Annotated in this window: 18 protein-coding genes and 2 pseudogenes; 19 read left to right on the plus strand and 1 reads right to left on the minus strand. The window is 70.9% G+C overall.

Translation table 11 applies throughout. The features are described 5' to 3' along the window. The 13 genes and pseudogenes from E1285_RS46905 to E1285_RS33995 all read left to right on the plus strand — a co-directional run. A pseudogene (locus E1285_RS46905) lies at nucleotides 1-251 on the plus strand (hypothetical protein); the annotation flags it as partial. Nucleotides 252-277: 26 nt separating this feature from the next. After that, nucleotides 278-1,030, plus strand: a complete 753-nt coding sequence (gene cpaB, locus E1285_RS33940) for a Flp pilus assembly protein CpaB (RefSeq protein ID WP_132158675.1) — start codon at nucleotides 278-280, stop codon at nucleotides 1,028-1,030. Continuing rightward, nucleotides 1,027-2,235 carry an AAA family ATPase gene (locus E1285_RS33945; RefSeq protein WP_132158676.1) on the plus strand — a complete coding sequence of 403 codons (1,209 nt, stop codon included), beginning with the start codon at nucleotides 1,027-1,029 and terminating at the stop codon, nucleotides 2,233-2,235. The genes cpaB and E1285_RS33945 overlap by 4 nt, the downstream gene beginning before the upstream one ends. Then, nucleotides 2,232-2,675, plus strand: coding sequence for a TadE family protein (locus E1285_RS33950; RefSeq protein WP_132158677.1), 444 nt, complete (start codon nucleotides 2,232-2,234; stop codon nucleotides 2,673-2,675). The genes E1285_RS33945 and E1285_RS33950 overlap by 4 nt, the downstream gene beginning before the upstream one ends. Before the next feature lie 5 nt (nucleotides 2,676-2,680). Beyond that, on the plus strand, nucleotides 2,681-3,079 hold the full coding sequence (locus E1285_RS33955; RefSeq protein ID WP_132158678.1) for a hypothetical protein: 399 nt from the start codon (nucleotides 2,681-2,683) through the stop codon (nucleotides 3,077-3,079). Nucleotides 3,080-3,082: 3 nt separating this feature from the next. Further along, complete coding sequence (locus E1285_RS33960) at nucleotides 3,083-4,528, plus strand: CpaF family protein (protein ID WP_132158679.1); 1,446 nt, start codon at nucleotides 3,083-3,085, stop codon at nucleotides 4,526-4,528. Further along, nucleotides 4,525-5,451 (plus strand): type II secretion system F family protein, encoded by a 927-nt coding sequence (locus E1285_RS33965; protein ID WP_132158680.1) that lies wholly within the window; start codon nucleotides 4,525-4,527, stop codon nucleotides 5,449-5,451. Before E1285_RS33960 ends, E1285_RS33965 begins: the two co-directional genes overlap by 4 nt. Then, nucleotides 5,451-6,341, plus strand: coding sequence for a type II secretion system F family protein (locus E1285_RS33970; RefSeq protein WP_132158681.1), 891 nt, complete (start codon nucleotides 5,451-5,453; stop codon nucleotides 6,339-6,341). Before E1285_RS33965 ends, E1285_RS33970 begins: the two co-directional genes overlap by 1 nt. Then, on the plus strand, nucleotides 6,331-7,521 hold the full coding sequence (locus E1285_RS33975; protein WP_132158682.1) for a histidine kinase: 1,191 nt from the start codon (nucleotides 6,331-6,333) through the stop codon (nucleotides 7,519-7,521). The genes E1285_RS33970 and E1285_RS33975 overlap by 11 nt, the downstream gene beginning before the upstream one ends. Beyond that, complete coding sequence (locus tag E1285_RS33980) at nucleotides 7,518-8,174, plus strand: response regulator transcription factor (protein ID WP_132158683.1); 657 nt, start codon at nucleotides 7,518-7,520, stop codon at nucleotides 8,172-8,174. The genes E1285_RS33975 and E1285_RS33980 overlap by 4 nt, the downstream gene beginning before the upstream one ends. A gap of 120 nt (nucleotides 8,175-8,294) precedes the next feature. Further along, nucleotides 8,295-8,492 carry a hypothetical protein gene (locus E1285_RS33985; protein WP_165966865.1) on the plus strand — a complete coding sequence of 66 codons (198 nt, stop codon included), beginning with the start codon at nucleotides 8,295-8,297 and terminating at the stop codon, nucleotides 8,490-8,492. Between the two features lie 607 nt (nucleotides 8,493-9,099). Beyond that, nucleotides 9,100-10,143 (plus strand): OmpA family protein, encoded by a 1,044-nt coding sequence (locus tag E1285_RS33990; RefSeq protein ID WP_243723239.1) that lies wholly within the window; start codon nucleotides 9,100-9,102, stop codon nucleotides 10,141-10,143. 229 nt (nucleotides 10,144-10,372) lie between these two features. Continuing rightward, nucleotides 10,373-11,269, plus strand: coding sequence for a phosphatase PAP2 family protein (locus E1285_RS33995; RefSeq protein ID WP_165966866.1), 897 nt, complete (start codon nucleotides 10,373-10,375; stop codon nucleotides 11,267-11,269). On the opposite strand, the gene E1285_RS34000 is transcribed toward E1285_RS33995, so the two are convergent. Next, a complete protein-coding gene (locus E1285_RS34000; RefSeq protein WP_132158686.1) occupies nucleotides 11,188-12,918 on the minus strand; it encodes a hypothetical protein in 1,731 nt (576 codons plus the stop codon). The two genes, E1285_RS33995 and E1285_RS34000, sit on opposite strands and share 82 nt — an antisense overlap. Before the next feature lie 237 nt (nucleotides 12,919-13,155). Here E1285_RS34000 and E1285_RS34005 point away from each other — a divergent pair, with 237 nt between their 5' ends. From E1285_RS34005 to E1285_RS34030, 6 genes and pseudogenes are all read left to right on the plus strand, one after another. Continuing rightward, nucleotides 13,156-14,076, plus strand: coding sequence for a hypothetical protein (locus E1285_RS34005; protein ID WP_132158687.1), 921 nt, complete (start codon nucleotides 13,156-13,158; stop codon nucleotides 14,074-14,076). Between the two features lie 19 nt (nucleotides 14,077-14,095). Continuing rightward, a complete protein-coding gene (locus E1285_RS34010; protein WP_132158688.1) occupies nucleotides 14,096-14,812 on the plus strand; it encodes a hypothetical protein in 717 nt (238 codons plus the stop codon). 166 nt (nucleotides 14,813-14,978) lie between these two features. After that, nucleotides 14,979-15,704, plus strand: coding sequence for a hypothetical protein (locus tag E1285_RS34015; protein ID WP_132158689.1), 726 nt, complete (start codon nucleotides 14,979-14,981; stop codon nucleotides 15,702-15,704). Between the two features lie 120 nt (nucleotides 15,705-15,824). Further along, entirely contained in the window at nucleotides 15,825-16,391 is a 567-nt protein-coding gene (locus tag E1285_RS34020; RefSeq protein ID WP_132158690.1) for a hypothetical protein, read from the plus strand. Between the two features lie 110 nt (nucleotides 16,392-16,501). Further along, the gene (locus E1285_RS34025; protein ID WP_132158691.1) at nucleotides 16,502-17,689 is read left to right on the plus strand and encodes a Tad domain-containing protein; all 1,188 of its coding nucleotides are present in this window, start codon (nucleotides 16,502-16,504) and stop codon (nucleotides 17,687-17,689) included. Between the two features lie 91 nt (nucleotides 17,690-17,780). Further along, a pseudogene (locus E1285_RS34030) lies at nucleotides 17,781-18,057 on the plus strand (hypothetical protein); the annotation flags it as partial.

The raw sequence follows: 18,057 nt of genomic DNA on the forward strand, positions 1-18,057 counted from the left end.
CAGCCGTCCCACCCGCTCAGCCGGCGATGCCGCAGCAGGCGGAACCCCGCCCGCCGTCCCCGCCGGGCACAGCACCCCAAGCGTTCGGAGAAGCAGGCGCCCCCGGGCCGCGGAGCACCCGGCTCGACCTGCGCAAGCCTCTCCTCGCCGACCGACCACCCGCCAGCCCAGCCCCCCTGGTCTCTGATGATCCCGATGAGGACGAGCGCCGGTCCCGGACGGTCGAGTTCCGTCCGGCCCGGCACCCGTGACCGGGTGACCTTGCAGAAGGAGCGAGATGAACCCCCGGCAGCGACGCGGTGTCCTGTTGATGATCACATCGGCCATCGGGGCGGTGTGCGTTTTCGTCCTGGTCATTGGCTACGTCCAGAACGTCCAAGCCGACGCCGACGCGGCGGTCGGCGAGATGACCACGGTCCTCCAGGTCCAGTCGGACGTGGAGGCCTTCCAGCCGATCGCCGCGGCCTCGGTGCGCGAGACGGAGATCCCGAAGAAGTGGGCGACCGGCGCGTTCATCACCCAGCTCGCCGACCTGCAGAACAAGGTGGCGGCGGGCAGGATCCCGCGCGGTGCCTACCTGCAGCAGGGCATGTTGCAGGACCGTCCGGCGCTGAGTCCGGGCCAGCGTGAGATCGCCGTGATGATCGACTCTGAGACCGGCGTCGCCGGAAAGGTCGTCAACGGCTCGATCGTCGACGTCTACAGCACGTTCGAGTCCATCAGCGGCTCCCGGGAGGGGCCGTGCGCGGTCCGCATCCTCGACCGCGTCCAGGTCATCAACGTCGGCCCGGAGCGGCAGGTGACCGACACGCGCGGGAACCAGCCGCCGGAGGCCGGCGGTGGAGGTGGTAGCGGCGGTGTCACCAGCGGAGCCCTCCCGGTCACGTTCGCGCTGAGCGCAGACGAGACCCTCCGGCTGACGTACGCCGAGTCGTTCTCCCGCAAGCTCCGGCTGGCCCTCGTGGGCGGCCAGGAGGACACCAAGCCGCCCGCCAACCGGCTCTGCAACACCCCCGCGGCCGGCCGATGAACGACATCAGGGTCCTCCTCGGCGGGGACGACCAGGAGCTCGTGGCGACGTTCCGCGCCGTCATGGTAGAGCTGACCGGGTTCGAGCCGGTCTCGTTCGGCAGGACCTCCAACGAGATCCTCGGGATGGTCGCCACCGACCACGACATCGACGTCGTACTGATCGACGAGAACATCGGGCCGGTGCCCGCGCACGACCTCGTCCGCGAGATCGCGATGCGCCGCCCGAACTGCGCGGCGGTGCTGCTCTGCACCACCGTCGACGAGAGCGCGCTGACCCGGGCGCTGGAGGCGGGGGCGCGCGGCGTCCTGTCCCGGCAGCCCAGCCTCGAGGACCTGGAGTCGCGGCTGTCCACCGCCGCGGAGTGGGCGCGGGGCATGAGCAGGTGGATCGGCGGCGGGCACGTGGAGGCCGTCGGCGGACGGCGCGGCCGCCTCATCGCGCTCGCGGGCGCCAAGGGCGGCACCGGCGTGACGACGCTGGCCGTGCAGCTCTCCCTGGCCGCGGCGGCGCAGCGGGACCGCTCGGTGTGCCTGGTCGACCTGGACCTGCAGGCGGGCGACATCCCGAGCTATCTCGACCTGGTGCACCGGCGCAGCATCGCCGACCTGATCGACGTGGCCGGGGAGATCACCGGCCCGATGCTCGCGGACGCGCTGTTCACGCACGGCGACGGCCCGCATGTGCTCCTCGCGCCGCCCGAGGCCGAGCACGGGGAGGACGTGACCTCGCTGGCCACCCGGCAGATCCTCGCCGCGCTCCGCTCCCGCTACGACATCGTGATCGTCGACTGCGGGACGTTCATGACGGAGGCCTCCATCACCGCGGTCGAGCTGGCGGACCGGGTCGCGCTCACCGTGATGCCCGACCTGCCGTGCCTGCGCGCCGCCAAGCGCATGGTCGGGCTGTGGTCGCGGCTGGAGGCGCGCAAGAGCGAGGACGTCATCGCGGTGCTGACCCGGCAGAGCCGCAAGAACGAGATCCAGCCCGACTTCGCCGCCCGCATCCTCGGGCTGGCCCTGACCAAGACGACGATCCCGCCGGCGTTCCGCGCGCTGGAGAAGGCGATCAACAACGGGTCGCTGAGCCGCGTCGAGGACGACGGTTTCCGGCGCGCGGTCCTCCAGGTCGCGGGCGAGCTCGGCATGCTCGCGCCCGAGCCGGCCGACGCGGGCGGCGGGCGCGCCATGACGGGGGCGCCATGATCCGGCCCGCGATCCGAATCCCCCGCCTGCGTCCCGAGATTCCGGACGGGGAGCGCGACCGCGGGCAGATCGTCGAGTTCACCGGCATGCTGCCGCTCATCCTGATGGTTCTCGTCCTGGTCTGGGAGGCGTTCCTGATCGGCTGGTCGATGACGTACACGACCCACTCGGCGAACGAGGGCGCGCGGATCGCGGCGGTCGGCGGTGACCGGGAGGAGGTCGAGGCGGCGGCGATCAAGAGGGTGTCCGGGCGGTTCGCCGACGACGACAGCTTCGAGGTGGAGTACCCGACGGGCGCGCGGTGCGACGGCGCCGGCCCGCGCGACCCCGACTGCGGCTACGTCCGGGTGTCGATCAAGCCGCCGCTGGTGCTCAAGGGCTTCACCCTCCCGTTCACCGTCAGCCACCGATCCAAGATCGTCTATGAGGGGGAGGGGTGACTCGGATGCGCGGTACGAGGGTGCCCCGGTTACACGATGACGAGGGGTCGGCGGCGGTCGAGTTCATGGCCTGGATCGGTTTCGTCCTCGCCACCCTGTTTTGCGCATACGAGGCGTACACCGCGTTCGCGACGGTCGAGCAGGTCGAGAACGCCACCCGGACCGGCGCGCGGACCGCGTCGATGCAGGGCGTCGCGCTGCACGAGCCGACGACCAAGATCGGCCCGGGTACCCGCGCCGCCAGCGCGGCCCTGCCCGAAGTGATTACGGACAGGGAGATCACCGTGGAGGCGCTCGCGGGCGACACGGTCCGCTGCACGGTGCGCGCCAAGGTGCCCCTCATCGCGAACGGACTTCCGCTGAACATCACGGTCCTCCGCCGCGTCGAAATGCCTGTGGGGTGAGTCATGGGCCTGAAGAACCGCAAGGAGACCGGTCCGGAGCCGCAGGCGACGGGACCGGATGTCGGTCACTGGCGTCAGCGGCTGCTGGAGGAGGTCAACCTCGACGACCTCGCCACTCTGGACATGGCGCAGCGCCGCGCCCGGCTGGAGAAGGTCGTCGGGCACATCCTGACCCGCGAGGGCCCGGTCCTGTCGACCCGGGAGCGGGCGCAGCTGGTCCGCCGGATCGTGGACGAGGCGCTCGGCCTCGGTGTGCTGGAGCCGCTGCTCGCCGACCCGTCCGTCACCGAGATCATGGTCAACGGCCCGGACAACGTCTACATCGAACGGCTCGGCAAGCTGACCCGCATCGACGTGGGGTTCGCCAGCGACGCCCAGCTGTACCAGACCATCGACCGCATCGTCGCGCAGGTGAACCGGCGCGTGGACGAGTCGAGCCCGATGGTGGACGCCCGGCTGCCGACCGGTGAGCGCGTGAACGTGATCGTGCCGCCGCTCTCGCTCGTCGGCCCGGTGCTGACGATCCGCCGCTTCCCGCGCCCGTTCCGGATGGACGAGCTGGTGAGCATGGGCGCGCTCGACGAGCACACGGCGCTGCTGCTCGGCGCGTTCGTCCGGGCCCGGCTCAACATCGTGATCACGGGCGGGACGGGCACCGGCAAGACGACGTTCCTGAACGCGCTGTCGGGGTTCGCGCCGTCCAGCGAGCGCATCGTGACGATCGAGGACTCCGCCGAGCTCCAGTTGCAGCAGGACCACGTCATCCGGCTGGAGTCGCGCCCGCCCAACATCGAGGGCGAGGGCGCCATCACGATCCGGGACCTGGTCCGCAACGCGCTGCGGATGCGTCCCGACCGGGTGATCGTCGGTGAGGTCCGCGGCGCTGAGACGCTCGACATGCTGCAGGCGATGAACACCGGCCACGACGGCTCCATGGTGACCGTGCACGCCAACTCGGCCGAGGACAGCATCTACCGGATCGAGACGCTCGCCTCGATGAGCGAGGTCAAGATCCCGTACAACGCGATCCGCGACCAGATCAACAACGCGGTCGACGCGGTGATCTTCCTGGACCGGGCGGTGGACGGATCGCGGCGGATCGGTGAGGTCGCGGTCGTGTCGTCGGGACGGCGGGAGAGCATCGAGCTCACCCCGATCATGCGGTTCGAGATGGAGCCGGTCGGCCTCGACCGGGTCGTCCGCGGACGCTACGTCCACCAGGCCCTTCCGCAGGAGCTCGTCACCAAGCTGATGTTCGCCGGGGAGGCGATCCCGGCGGCCTTCGGCGGCGCTCAGCGCCCGGCGGGCCAGGGTCCGGTGGGCCGGCCGCCGGTGAGCCCGGGTCCGGCGGGCCAGGCCCCGGTGAACAACGCGCCTCCGTGGCCGCCACCGCAGAACCCGTCCGGCAATGGGCGGGGACCCGGTCCCGCCCCCGGGGAGGCCCCATGAGCTTCGAGCTGGTCCTGCTGTCGATGACCGTCGTCCTCGTCATCGGGGTGCTCGGCGTCTGGCAGTTCGGCAGCGGTCTCGACCAGCAGCGCGCGCTGGCCGCCCGCGGCGCCCGCGGTTTCACCGAGCGGTCGATGGCGACCCGGCTGGACCGGTGGGACGCCCGGCTGCGCCGGACCGCGCTCGGCCGGCAGGTCTACCGCCGGCTGGCGGCCTCGGGCCTGCGGATACGGCTGTCGGTCTTCGTGATGGGGCTGACGGGCGCCGGCCTGCTCATCGTCGTCCTGCTCGGCCAGGTGCTGTCGCTGTTCCTCGGCATCGTCACCGCCCTCGGCGTCGGCCTGGCGCTCTTCGGCTTCCTCCGCCAGCAGGAGGTGCGCCGGGTGGAGGAGTTCATCGGCCAGCTGCCCGAGCTGGCCCGCGTGCTGTCGAACGCGGCCGCGGCGGGCCTGTCCATCCGGACGGCGATCGAGATGGCCGCCGAGGAGCTCGACGACCCGGCCCGCACGGAACTGGCCCGCACGGCCGAGGCGCTGCGCCTCGGCCAGTCGTTCGACGCGGCCATGAACGAGCTGCGGGACCGGCTGCAGTCCCGGGAGCTCGCGGTCCTGGTGAGCACGCTGGTCGTGGCGTCCCGCTCGGGTGGCTCGCTCATCACGTCGCTGCGCAACATCTCCAGCACGCTGGAGCAGCGGAAGGAGACCCGGCGCGAGGTCAAGACGATCGTCGGGGAGTCCGTGGCCGCCGGATGGGCGATCTTCGCCATGGGCATGGCGACGCTCTTCGGCATCGCGTTCCTCGCTCCCGACGTCGTCGACAAGATGACGGGTTCGCTCATGGGCCAGACGCTCCTGCTGATCGCCATGTCCCTGTTCACCGGGGCCCTGTACATCATCCGACGCATGACGAGGATCGACGTCTGATGCCGCTCGCGCTGTCCGCCGCCGCCGCGCTGTGCGCGGCCATGTTCGTGTGGGGCCTGCACCTCAGGACCTCCGGCCAGCAGGTGAGCGAGGAGATGGCGGCGGTCGTCAAGAAGCCCAAGAAGAAGGGGTTCGGCCCGCTCGGCGGGGTCACCGAGCCCTTCGGCGGCCTGTTCGCGCCGCTGGTGCTGAGGTCGATGAGCCCGGCGGCCCGGGGCCGGCTGAACCGCCGCATCGAGCGCGCCGGCCGCCCCTACGGGCTCACCGTGGAGCAGTACGCCCGGAACAAGGGCGGCACTCTGCTCGTGCTGGGGTCGATCGGCGTCATCATGCTGCTGTCCGACCACCTGTTCATCGGCTCGGCGCTGCTGCTGTTCGGCTGGTTCCAGACGGACGTGGTCCTGTGGAACCTGTCCCAGGAGCGCCAGCAGGAACTGCAGCGGGGCCTGCCCGACTTCCTGGACGTGCTCGCGGTGACCGTCACCGCCGGCCTCAGCTTCCGGCAGGCCCTCAGCCGGGTCGCCGAGAGCATGCCGGGCGCCCTGGCGGACGAGATGAGGACGACCCTCCGCCAGATGGAGGTCGGGACACCGTTCCGGCAGGCGTTCGAGGACCTGCGCAGCCGCAACAACAGCGAGCAGCTCTCCAGCTTCGTGACGGCGATACTCCAGGCCGAGGAGCTCGGCGCCCCGCTGGCGAACGCCCTCGCCGACATCAGCGTGGACATGCGGCGTGAGGCGTCGCAGCTCGCCCGCCGCAGGGCGCAGCGCGCCGAACCCAAGATCACCATGGTGACCACGTTCATGATGGTCCCCGGCATGCTCGTGCTGATCTTGGGCGCGCTGTACTTCGGCCTGAACTCGGGGGGAGGCGGTCTCCTTGGCCAGTGACCCGCCGCTCGCCCGGATCGGCGCGACCTTCCGCCTCCTCATGCAGGTGCGGGTGCTCGCCTCGGGCCTGGCGCTGCTGCTGGTCCCCCGCGACCGGGCGGACTTAGAAACGATCTTCGTGCTGTCCTGCGTGGGGGCGCTGTCCGCGCTCGCCCTGTTCGGATGGCAGGAGATCGTCCCTCGGCTCATCGGGTACCCCGTACTGCTCGCCCTCGACGCGCTGATCGTCTACGCGGCGCTCGAAGTGGGCGGCGTGCTCGGCCCGTTCTTCCTCGTCACGGCCATCACCTCCACGGTGGCCGGCCTGCTCTTCCAGTGGTCCGGCACGCTGCTCATCTGCCCGCTGCAGGTGCTGCTCTACTACGCGGCGGCGGCGGACTCCGCGTGGGCGGCGAGTTTCCAGACCGTTCTCGGCATGCCGCTGTGCTACTTCATCGGCGGTTTCGTGGGCACCGCGCTGCGCCGGCTGTTCGACGAGTTCGCGCAGTCCGACGAGGCCCGGCACCGCGCCGAGATCGCGGCGGCGGCCGCGGAGGAGCGCACCCGGCTGGCACGGGAGATGCACGACTCGCTGGTCAAGACGCTGCGCGGCATCTCCATGTCGGCGTCCGCGCTGCCCGCCTGGGTGAGCCGCTCACCGGACCGGGCCCGCGAGGAGGCACAGCGCATCGTCGCGGCGGCCGAGATCGCCTCCCGCGAGGCGCGGGAGCTGATCGCCGAGCTGCGCACCGACACCGCGCGGCGCCCGCTCGACGAGATCGTCGGGGACATCGCCGGCTCGTGGGCGGCGGCGGCCGGGGTGGAGGCGCAGGTGTCCGCCGACTCCGGCGTCGAGTTGCCGATCCGGACCCGGCACGAGGTGGCGGCGATCCTCCGCGAGGCCCTGGAGAACGTGAAGCGGCACGCGGACGCCCCGTCGATCGAGGTGCGGCTCCAGAACGGCGGTGGCCGGGTCGTCCTCACGATCGCCGACCACGGCAAGGGGTTCGCGATGCCCGCCGACGTCGACGACCTGGCCCGGGACGGCCACTACGGCGTGGTCGGGATGCGAGAGCGCGCCGCGCACGCCGGAGCCGAGATGACGGTGACGTCGGAGCCGGGCGAGGGCACCACCGTCACCGTGACCGTGCCGATCCCCGACGGCGCCCAGGCGCCCGCTCCCTATCTGGAGGTGGCATGAACGAGATCAGAGTGGTGGTCGCCGACGACAACCCCGTCGTCCGTTCCGGCCTGGTGTCCCTGCTGGAGGCGACGGGCGTCGCGACGGTCGTCGCCGAGGCCGGGGACGGCCGCCGCGCCATCGAGCTGGCCGAACGGCACCGCCCGGACCTCGTGCTGCTCGACGTCCGGATGCCCCTGCTGGACGGCATGTCGGCCCTCCAGACGCTGAGCGGCATCACCCGCGTGCTGATGCTGACCTACACCGACGAACCCGACGTCATCCGCGCGGCCGTCCGCGGCGGCGCGAGCGGGTACCTCGTGCACGGCACCTTCGACGTCGACGACCTGGCGACCGCCGTCCGGCAGGCGGCCGCGGGCACCGGGAATCCGCTGTCCCCGGTGGCGATCACGGCGCTGATGAACGCGGTCAAGGAACCGGCCCAGGACCGCCCGCGGCGGTCCGACCGGGACCGGTACGGGCTGTCGGCGCGGGAGGCCGAGGTCATGGACCTGATCGCGCAGGGCCACGCCAACCGGGAGATCGCCGGCCGGCTGTTCCTGACGGAGAAGACCGTGAAGAACCACGTCAACCGCATCTTCGCCAAGCTCGCGGTGGAGAACCGCGCGGCCGCCATCGTCCGCTGGCTGGGCACGACGGTGGGGGACCGCTGATGGGCCCGCCAGATGGGTCCAGCTTGGGTCTTCGGACCCTGTGCTGGGCATTCCCCGATCCGTACCTTGAATGTCACAAGGCGAAGCGGAAAAGGGGAGCGATCCGAGATGTTCATCGGAATGCAGACGCGTGCGGCGCTGGCGAAGTCGGACCGGGGAGAGGGCGCGGTTTCCTACATCGCGGTCATCATCCTCATCGCCGGAATCCTGGCGGCGATCGCCGTCTCCGGCATCGGCACGAAGATCCAGACCGGCATCGAAACCGCGATCGGCAAGGTGACGAGCACCCAGCCCGGGTCGGCCAACAGCGCCAGCTGACCATAGCTCGCGGAGCTGCAACGGAAAGATTGCTCGAACGAGTTTTCGCCAATGTGGAGAACCGAGATACTCGGTTCTCCACATTGGTGTGTTCGCATGTTTGTGAGGCAGGAAAGGTGTGGGTATGCGTGCCTGGGTGAAGACGGGGTCGGCGGCCGCGTTCCTCACGCTCCTCTTGGCGTCCTGCAGTGGCGGAGACGGGGAGGACCCGCCAAGGCGGGGAGAATCTCCCGCGGGCGGCCAGGCTTCCACAGGCGCTCCCATCCAGACACGCCCGCTCGCCGTGGGAGCGGATGTCAAGGTAGACCTGATGGCCCTGGACCGGGTCTCCCCGAAAGCGGTCGTCGCAAGGTGGCGCTTGCGGAACGACAGGGACAAGGAATACGCGTTCGAAGGCGCGTTGAAGATTCCGTGGAACACGCCAAAGCTCAACACGGACTCGATCGGGGGCGTGTCCCTGCTGGACGGCAAGAACGCCAAACGCCACTTTCCGATGGCCTATGGCAACGGTCAGTGCCTCTGCACCCGCGGATGGCCGACCTTGCCCCCCAAGGGGAGTAAAGACCTTGTGGCGGTCTTTCCCGCGCCGCCCGGCGATGTGACACATATGGACGTGATGTTCCCGTCCGCTCCGCCGTTCCTCGACGTGCAACTGGGCAGCGCGCCGCCCGACCATGTGGTGGTCGACGAGAACGGAGGGAAGGCCGACCCGAACACGGTCAAGGGTGGTGAACCCCAGGTCTTCCCCCTCACGGTCCAGGTGGACGACGAGACCAAGGCGCAGGACGACGACGGGAACGACCTGCGGGTCCGGTTGTCGACGGACGTGCTCTTCGCCCTGAACAAGGCCGACCTCACCGCCAAGGCGGAAGCCGCCCTCAAGGACGTGGCGGCCAAGATCGATCAGTCCGCGGGCACCACGGTGAAGATCGACGGGCATACCGACAACAGCGGCAACGACGCGATCAACGACCCGCTCTCAGAACGCCGGGCGCAGGCGGTGAAGGCCGCGCTGGAGCGGCTCGTCACCCGGGAGGGGATCAACTACCAGGTACAGGGGCACGGATCCAAGGACCCGATCGCCACGAACGAGAACGAGGAAGGCCGCCGGGTCAACCGGCGCGTGACCGTCCTGTTCCCCAAGCCCGAGCCCCCGTCCGCGCCTCCCGCACCGCCGGCGGCGGCGCCGACCCCGGCCGCCGACGGAAAGCTGCCCGTGCTCGGGACCGCGCCCAGCGGTGACCCACCGGACGTACTCAAAGGCGAGTGGCCCGCCCAAGCCGAGGTGCGGATCAACGAGGTCAGGCGGGACCGCAACGGCTTCGTGTCGCTGGTCTGGACGCTTCGCAACAATGACGACCAGCCGCTCAACGCCTGGACCTCCTCCCACGATTACAGCGGCGTTTATGCGGAGGCCAGCACCAGCCAAGCCGCCATCGTTTCCGGTTCACTCCGGTACCGCGCCGTCCGGGACTCGGTGAACAAGGTGACGCTAGGCCCCTATCTCCTTGTTACGCCCATGGACGACTACATGGTCGAGAAGGGGGAGGAGTACACCCTCTGGGCCATGTTCAAGCTCCCTCCCGAGGTCAAAACCGCGAACGTGCACATCCCGGGATTCCAGCCGGTGCAGAACATCAAGGTCGGCTGACCGGCCCCCCCGGCCCCCCGGGCCCGATTGGGTCCGGGGGCCCTGGGCAGCCGAACAGCCGCGGGATAGCGTCCGGAAAATGGGCGTGGATTCGGGTGGCGGGGGCCTCGGTGTCGGACTGGCAGAGGACGGACCGCGACCCCCTGAGCTCGCCCCGGACAAGGCAGGCCTTGCCCGGGGCGTGCTGGGGCAGTTCGGCCGTAAGGATTTCTGGATTCTCGCGGCGCGCGTGTCCGGTGTGCTGCTCCTCCTCTACGTCATCACGCGGAAGGTCGTTTTCTGGACGCCCGACGCGGTCTTCCTGATCCTGCTCGCGCTGTTCGCCATCTTCGGGCAGTCCCGTGTTTTCCTGAAGCGCCTCGGTCCCTTTCTGGCGCTGCTGATGCTGTACCAGTCGTTCGCGGGCATCGCCGACGACCTGAACGACAACGTCCACTACACGGCGATGATCGAGTTCGACCGGTGGCTGGCCGGGGGCGGGCTGCCGACCGAATGGCTGCAGGAGCGGCTGTGGCGCGGCGGCGACCGGTGGTACGACTTCTACTTCTACGTGCTCTACACGTTCCATTTCGTGGCGCCGCTGGTGCTGGGCACGGTGCTCTGGAAGAAGCGGCCGGCGATGTACTGGCCGTTCGTGCTCTGCTTCGTCGGCCTGTCCCTGGCGGCGTTCGCCACCTACCTGGCCTATCCCGCGGCGCCGCCGTGGATGGCGGCGCAGGAAGGCCACATCGAGCCCATCCAGCGCGTGACGGGCAGCGTGTGGAGCGCGATCGGCGGCGGTTCCTACGACTCGTTCTACCGGCAGTTGTCGCCGAACGCGGTGGCCGCGGTGCCGTCGCTGCATTCGGCGTATCCGCTGCTGTTCGCGCTGTTCGCGGCGAAGGCGTTCGGCTGGCGCTGGGTCTGGCCGCTGCTCTTGTACCCGGTGTCGATCTGGGTCGGCGTGGTGTACTTCGGCGAGCACTACGTCGTGGACGTGCTGCTCGGCATCGTCTACGCGCTGGGCGCCTACTTCGTGGTGCCGAAGGTGGTCGCGAGGTTCCGTCAGCGGCAGGACGGGGCGGACCAGACGACCCACTTCAGCCTGCGGCGTTCGGCCTCGCGGGCGCGCCACCCCGGCGGGTGACGGGGCCAGGTCGCCTCGGCGGCGGTCCCATCGGGCCGGCCGACGACCACGGTGCAGATCCCCTCGTGGGGCAGGCCGCCGGCGGGATCGAACTTCTCCAGCTCCGTCCACGAGACCCGGAACGCCAGCCGCGAGTAGATGAGCAGTGAGCGCATCCGGTCCTCGTTCAGCGAGGCGGCCACGGCGACACCGCCGCGCCCGGCCTCTCCCACCGGGGGGATCGGCTGGCTGCGCGGGGTCAGCAGGACGGCGGGCATCAGCATCGCCGCGCCGAGGTTGACGGTGATCATGATCCCCACCAGGGCGACCGGCCCGAAACGGCGGAGTCCGCAGAAGAGGAGGAGCAGGGCGCAGGCGGTGAGGGTCGTCCAGAGCGGTTTCAGGCCCGTCCAGAAGCCGCCGAGCAGGCCGACCTCGGGGAAGTCGAACGTGAGGTAGATGTGGGTGGTCGGCTTCATGCCGGAGATGCGCAGCGCGACCACCGCCGCGCAGCCCGCGAAGACGAGTGCGCCGAGCACGGCGGGTTTCGCCACCCGGGGCATGCGGACGAGCGCCGCCAGGCCGACCAGCAGATAGACGAACGCGAGGCAGGACAGGTACCGGCCGTAGGCGTGGTTGCCGTAGCGCACCTCGTCGGGAAGGCCGGCCGCGGTCGCGTAGGCGATCCCGGCCGTGGTGGCCAGGACGACTCCGGCCATCACGCGGTCGGCGGGCGGGGCGTTGCGCCGTCCCAGCGCGTGCGCCATGAGGACGAGCGCGATGCCGCCGATCATCCACGTCGCCGCCAGCATCGCCCACACCTGGCCGGCCGCCCCCGCGAGCGCCCAGCCTTGGCCGTCGAGGGTGGTCAGCCGCGTCCACAGCAGTTCCGAGACCTGGAACGTGCCGTCCGGGTAGAGCCGGTCTCGCACCAGGGAGTTGAAGAACGTGGCGGCTCCGGCGCCCAGCACGGTGACGGCCGTGCCGATGAGCGCGGGACGCCGGTTTCCGCCGCGCACCAGGTACGCCACCAGCACGAGACCGTGGACGGCCACCAGGATCATGCCGCGGCTGTGGACGGAGAGCGCGTAGCAGGCGAGCAGGCTCGCGGCGGCCGCGGCACCCGCCCCCCGCGACCGCACGAACCGGTCAAGGCAGAGCAGCCATGCCAGGACCAGGACGGGCAGGAGCGCGTCCGACATCGCCACGCCCGACCAGAACGTCGTGGCCGGGAGGAGCGCGGCCGTCCAGGCGAGGGGGAGGGCGGCCCGGCGGGTCAGCCCCAGGCGCCGCAGCGCCGCGAAGCCGAGCGGGAAGGCGGCGGCTCCGATGAGCGCGTTGATGCCGAGGACGATCCGGTACAGCACGGCCGGGTCGTCGCTGACCAGGTAGGCGGGGGTGAGGAGCAGGGCGTAGCCGCCCTGGTAGAAGGTCGCGCCGGAGAGGTCGGCGCCGGGTCCGCCGGTGAACCAGCGCGCGGCGACGAGATAGCCGGTCTCGTCCGGATACACGGGCGGGGCGTCCAGGTTCCGCGTGATCATCAGCCGGACGATCACCTGCGCCAGCCACCCGGCCGGCAGCAGCCAGAGCCATGACCGCCGGGGCCGCGGCTCGGCGGGGGCGGGGGCGGCCGACGCGGGCGGTCCGGGCGGAGCGAGAGGCTCGGTCACCGGCTCACTCTAGGCACGCCGGGCCCTGGGCTGAATGGGTGGAAGCCTCCCCACCTGCGCTTTGGGCCCGGATTTGGGGCCGTGGACCTACCGTGCGGCACGGTCCGCCCGCAAGTTCACCCGCACTGGCAGGGCTCACCCGCCGGGTCCGGATGGGGTCTTGGGACTCATGCGCCGGACGACCCGGGCGGGGTTCGATGCACACGTTTCCGATCTGCCGGCCCTAGGAGAGGCATCGTGCGTCCAGGTCGAGATCGTGGTGAAGGGGCCGTCAGCCATATCGCGGTGATCCTCGTCATCGCCGCCGCGGTCGCGGTGGTGGCCACCTCGCCGGTCGGCGGGAAGATCGCGGGCGGCCTGGAGTCGGCGATCTGCGAGGTCTCCGGGGGCGGCGGCTGCGGCATCCGGTCCCGCGCAGGGGACGGTGAGCCGCCCCTGACGTCCCCGCCGACTCCCGGCGGATCCGGGCCCGAGGGGCAGCCCCGGGAACCGAGCCCGAGCCCGGGACCGCCGGTCGAGGAGCCGCCGCCACCGCCGAAGTCGACGGAGCAGATCGAGACCGAGGCGGTCCTCAACGAGACCCAGGCGGGCCGCGACGCTTTGCGGTGGGTGGAGGACAACGGGGTCCGCGTCGTCTACCGCAATGGTGGCGGCTCCTACTGGAGCGACGCGGACAACGTGTTCTACATCGACACCTCGCAGACGCCCGTGGAGCGCGCGAACACCTTCATCCACGAGGTGAACCACGCCAAGAACCGCAACGTGCCCGATCCCAAGGAGATGTCCCGGGAGGAGTACATCGACGCGGCGATCGAGGAGGAGACCCAAGGCGTCATCGACGAGATCGAGAACAACCAGGAATTGCAGCGGCTGCGTGGCAAGAACGCCCCGCCGGATACGCTGCTGCAGGCCGAATACGAAGCAGCCTACCGGGACGCTGTCAACGCCGAGAACAAGGCACGCGCCCAGGCGCAGAGGCCGCCGCTCACTCCCGGAGAGGAACGCCGGGTCGGCGAGGCCGCGGGCCGGCAGCGCGTGAAGGAAGCCTTCGAGAATGGTGAGGTGGTGTCCTCGGTGGACGGGAACACCTACCCCGATAACTACGGAGACGCGTGGGATGACGCGAACAAGAGCTGCTTTCTCTGGATCTTCTGCTGACCGCTGGACGCGGCGCGCGGTGATCGCGTGGGTGGTCCTGGCGGCCCTGCTCGGCGCGGCCGGGTGCGCGGGCGGGGACAGCGCGGGCGGGAACAGTGCGGGCGGTTCGTCCGCCACCCCGGAGCGGCGGCCGGACGAGCGGGTCCGCCAGGCGATCTCCGCCGCGCTGGCCCAGCAGGGCCACAAGGAGGAGGCGTCGATCGTCACCCGCGGCGGCAGCCGCCTGACCCCGCTGCCCGCGCCGTTCCTGCGGAGCTGGCGTGTCTACCAGGTCGACTACCGGCAGGGGCCGCACCCGGTGCGGCTGCACGTCGCGAGCGGCGGCGCGCGGGCGCTCCTGCTGACCGGCGAGCCGAAGGCGTTCAACGAGATGACGGAGGCGGACGGCACGGCCGTCACGGACCCGGCCGCCGCGACGGCGCTCGCCCGCCTCTACCTGGACTCCACCCGGCCGCGCGGCAAGCTCACCTACGTCGTCGGCTCCGTGGACGAGATCAGGTTCCGCCCGAACATCACCGGGGAGGTCGCGAAGCGCCGCGACCGCGTCATCGCCGAGTACCGTCCCGACATCGCCGCGCCGGCGGCGGTCGCGAAGGGGAAGGGCTTCGAGGTCACCGCGTACGTCGTCCGGGACCGGGCCTTGGAACGCCGCGAGCTGACCGTCGCCGGAGACGGACGGACCCGGGAGAAGGTCGTGACGCTGGTGAAGGACCTGCCCGTGCCCTACACGCTCTGACCTCACACGCTCTGACCTGACACGCTCTGACCTGACTTTTCGGGCCCAGTCGGCTTGGGTCCGGGAAGCGGGCAGGGATGGGCTTCCGGACCCATCCCTGCCCGATCCTGCGCCGGTATCGTCCCGGTACGAACCAGTTGGCGGCTGCGCACGCGGGGTGAGCGCGATGGCGGGACTGATCGGCATCATCGTCGGTGTCGCGACCCTGCTGCTCCAGTTCTCGGTGATTCGGGCGTGCGGCCTGGACGAGTCGTCGGCCGCGGTGGCGGTGGTCCGGGCGTGCGCGGCGTCCGCCGTCCTGGCCTCCTGGGTCGCCATCGACCGGGCCGACCGGCGGGCCGGCAGCCCGTCCTCGCGCACCCTGGTCGCCGTGCCGGTGGCCGCGGCGCTGGTCGCGCTGTTCTCGGTCAAGGCGATGCCGGTCATCCTCGCCGGCACCGAGCCCGCGATGTACGCGGGCGCGGTGGCGGCGGTGGTCCTCGGCAGCGCGGCCGGCGCGCTCGCCGCCTTCGGCCGGGACTATCTCGCGGCCGGGCTGACGGTCCTGATCACCGCGGTGGGGGAGCAGGCCGTGTCGCTGGCCGTCCCGCGGATGGTGTGGCTCGTGCTCCCGGTCGTCCTCCTGTTCGTGCTTCTCGGGACCCGGCCGGCCGGGCGCGCGGGACCGCTCCCCGTGGCGGTGGCCGCCGGCGCGCCGGTGGCGGTCGCCGCGGTCGTCGTCGCCGTCGGAGTCCAGGTCGCCGGTGACCTGGACCCGGCGCCGGTCCGGCTCTGGTGGCTCACGGCGGGCTGCGCGCTCGGCGGGCTGGTCGCGGTGAGCGTGCCGGTCGCCCGCAGGTTCGCGCCGGGTCGGGTGCGAGCGCCCGGCGGCCTCCGGCGCCCTGCCGGGTGACGCGGACGGCTGACATCCCGCGAAGGTTGGCCGGACAAGGTGACCGGATCGGGACAATTGGGCCCAGGATGGGTCCCCGGGCTCACAACGGCGGCCGGGGGCGGCGCCTACATTGCTCTTGTGCTCAAGCGTCACCTGATCATCCCGCCCCTGCTCGCCGCGCTCGCCGCCTGCGGGGTGGTGACGGGAGACGAAGCCCCCGCCGGGCTGAGCCGCTACGACGGCGACCGCTTCCGGATCGACTACCCCTCGGGCTGGAGCGTGCGGGAGGGCGAGTCCGGCGGACGCCCGGCCGTCCAGTTCAACGGCCCGTCCCGCGACGACGGGACGCGGTCGGCGGAGGTGCAGGTCATCGACTGGGGAGGATGGCGCAACTCCCTCCAGGACAAGGTCGTGCAGTTCCGCGGCGCCGCCCCCCGCTCCGGCTACGAGATCGGGGACGAGGAGCCGGTCCTGGTGCCCGGGGCGCGGGCCGCGCACCGCTTCCACTATTCGAACGAGATCCGGACGGCGACGGGCGCGAAGATCCGGATGCGGATCACCGAGACGTTCGTCCTGACGGAGAAGCAGCGGCTGCTGGACGTCGTCACCCGCTCGCCCGAGGGTGCCGCCGGCAAGGATCGGCTCGCCACGATCCTCGGCTCCTTCGCCGTCGAGGAGAAGGACGGCTGGTTCGGCGACCGCTGAACCCGGGGGCGCGACGTCCAGGATTGGGCCCTGGGGCCCTGTGTCGCCGCGGCCGACTCTCTTAGTGTTGGCTCGATCATGCAAGCTTCCGCGCATCCGGTGGTGACCTGGTGAAGCTGGCGCGCTGGCGGCGGGACCGCGGCGACGAAGGATCCACGCAGATCGTCATGCTGATGGCCTGCGTGTGCACGGTCGCGCTCACCGTCATGCTCGTCCCGCTGGCGTACGCCAACGACATGCGGACCCGGGCGCAGAGCGGCGCCGACGCGGCGGCGATCGGGGCCGTCAAGCCGCTGCGGGACGAGGTCATCCGGGTCGCGATGCTCGGCATGCTGCCGAACGACGTCGGCCTCTGGGCGATCGCGCCGAACATCGAGGTCGGCCAGGACAAGCTCCCCTACCACCGGTCGGCGGAGGACTACGCCCGCCGCAACGACACCGTGGTGACGGAGAAGGTCAAGCCGTCGGGGCCCAAGGGCTACACGATGAAGGTGTCGGTGCGCAGTGCCGACTGCCAGCTCAAGGACGAGGACGAGCTCACCGCCGAGGACCGCAGGGACCTCGCCGCGCGCAGGAACCTCTGCACCGACTCCACCGGCGAGGAAGGCATCGGCAAGAGCTACGGCACCGCGTCAGCGATCGCCGAGCTGCAGTTGCCGCCCTGCAGGGGCGTCACCTACCCGGTGCCCGGTGATGACGGCCACGGCGGCGACGGTGTGGTCATGTTCCATGAGCTGCGGTGCGACGACATCAAGATCTGGACGTCCGGCGGTTACCGCGCCTCCCGCACGACCCTGCTGCGGCTGTTCAAGATCCGGCTGGTCGCCGAGGAGGGCGAGAAGTACGAGGGCCGTCCCGTCATCCCGGGCGGCGAAGGCTTCAGCCAGCAGCTGCCCGACGCGAGCACGTGCCCCGAGGGGGGCCCGATGGGCCCCGAGAACATCACCCCCCGGATGCGCTGCGTCCGCGATCTGATCAGGGAGAAGTTCAAGGTGCCCAAGGGCATCGGGTGCTACCGCTCCAACGGCGGCATCCCGGGCGGCGGTGAGCATCCGCTCGGCCGCGCCTGCGACTTCATGATCAGTGGCCCGAACGGTCCGACCGGGCCGGAGGCGGACCTCGGTTTCGCCATCTCCAACTGGGCCTACGCCAACGCCCAGAAACTGGGCATCTACTACATCATCTACCGTCAGCACATCTACAACCCGCAGCGGCACGCGGAGGGCTGGCGGCCGATGGAGGACCGCGGCAGCATTACACAGAACCACTTCGACCACGTGCACATCTCGGTGCTGTAGTCGGTTTCGTCGTTATTTATCCCGACATTAGGTCCCATGATGGGCCCCTGGGCCCGTTCGTCCCTTAAGTACCTCCCGTAGCTTCACATGCGTGCCGTCGGGTCGCCGGAAGGTGAACGGGACCGGGACGCTTCGTGATCGCGGCGAGGGCCCGGTCAGTTACCTCGCCGCGATTCTGCTCATCTGCGCCATTCTCGCCGTCATCGCCGTTTCCGGGGTCGCCGCCGCGGTCACGACCGGCACCGAGGACGCCGTCTGCAAGGTGCTGCGCGCGGGCGGCCTCAGCGGCTGCGGAGACCAGGACGCCCCACCGGCCGCCCGGAGCCCGGCACCCACGCCCTCGACCAACGAACCCCCCACCCCAACGT

Origin of the sequence: Actinomadura sp. 7K507, assembly GCF_004348425.1 — a bacterium.
In the GTDB taxonomy this organism is placed as follows: domain Bacteria; phylum Actinomycetota; class Actinomycetes; order Streptosporangiales; family Streptosporangiaceae; genus Spirillospora.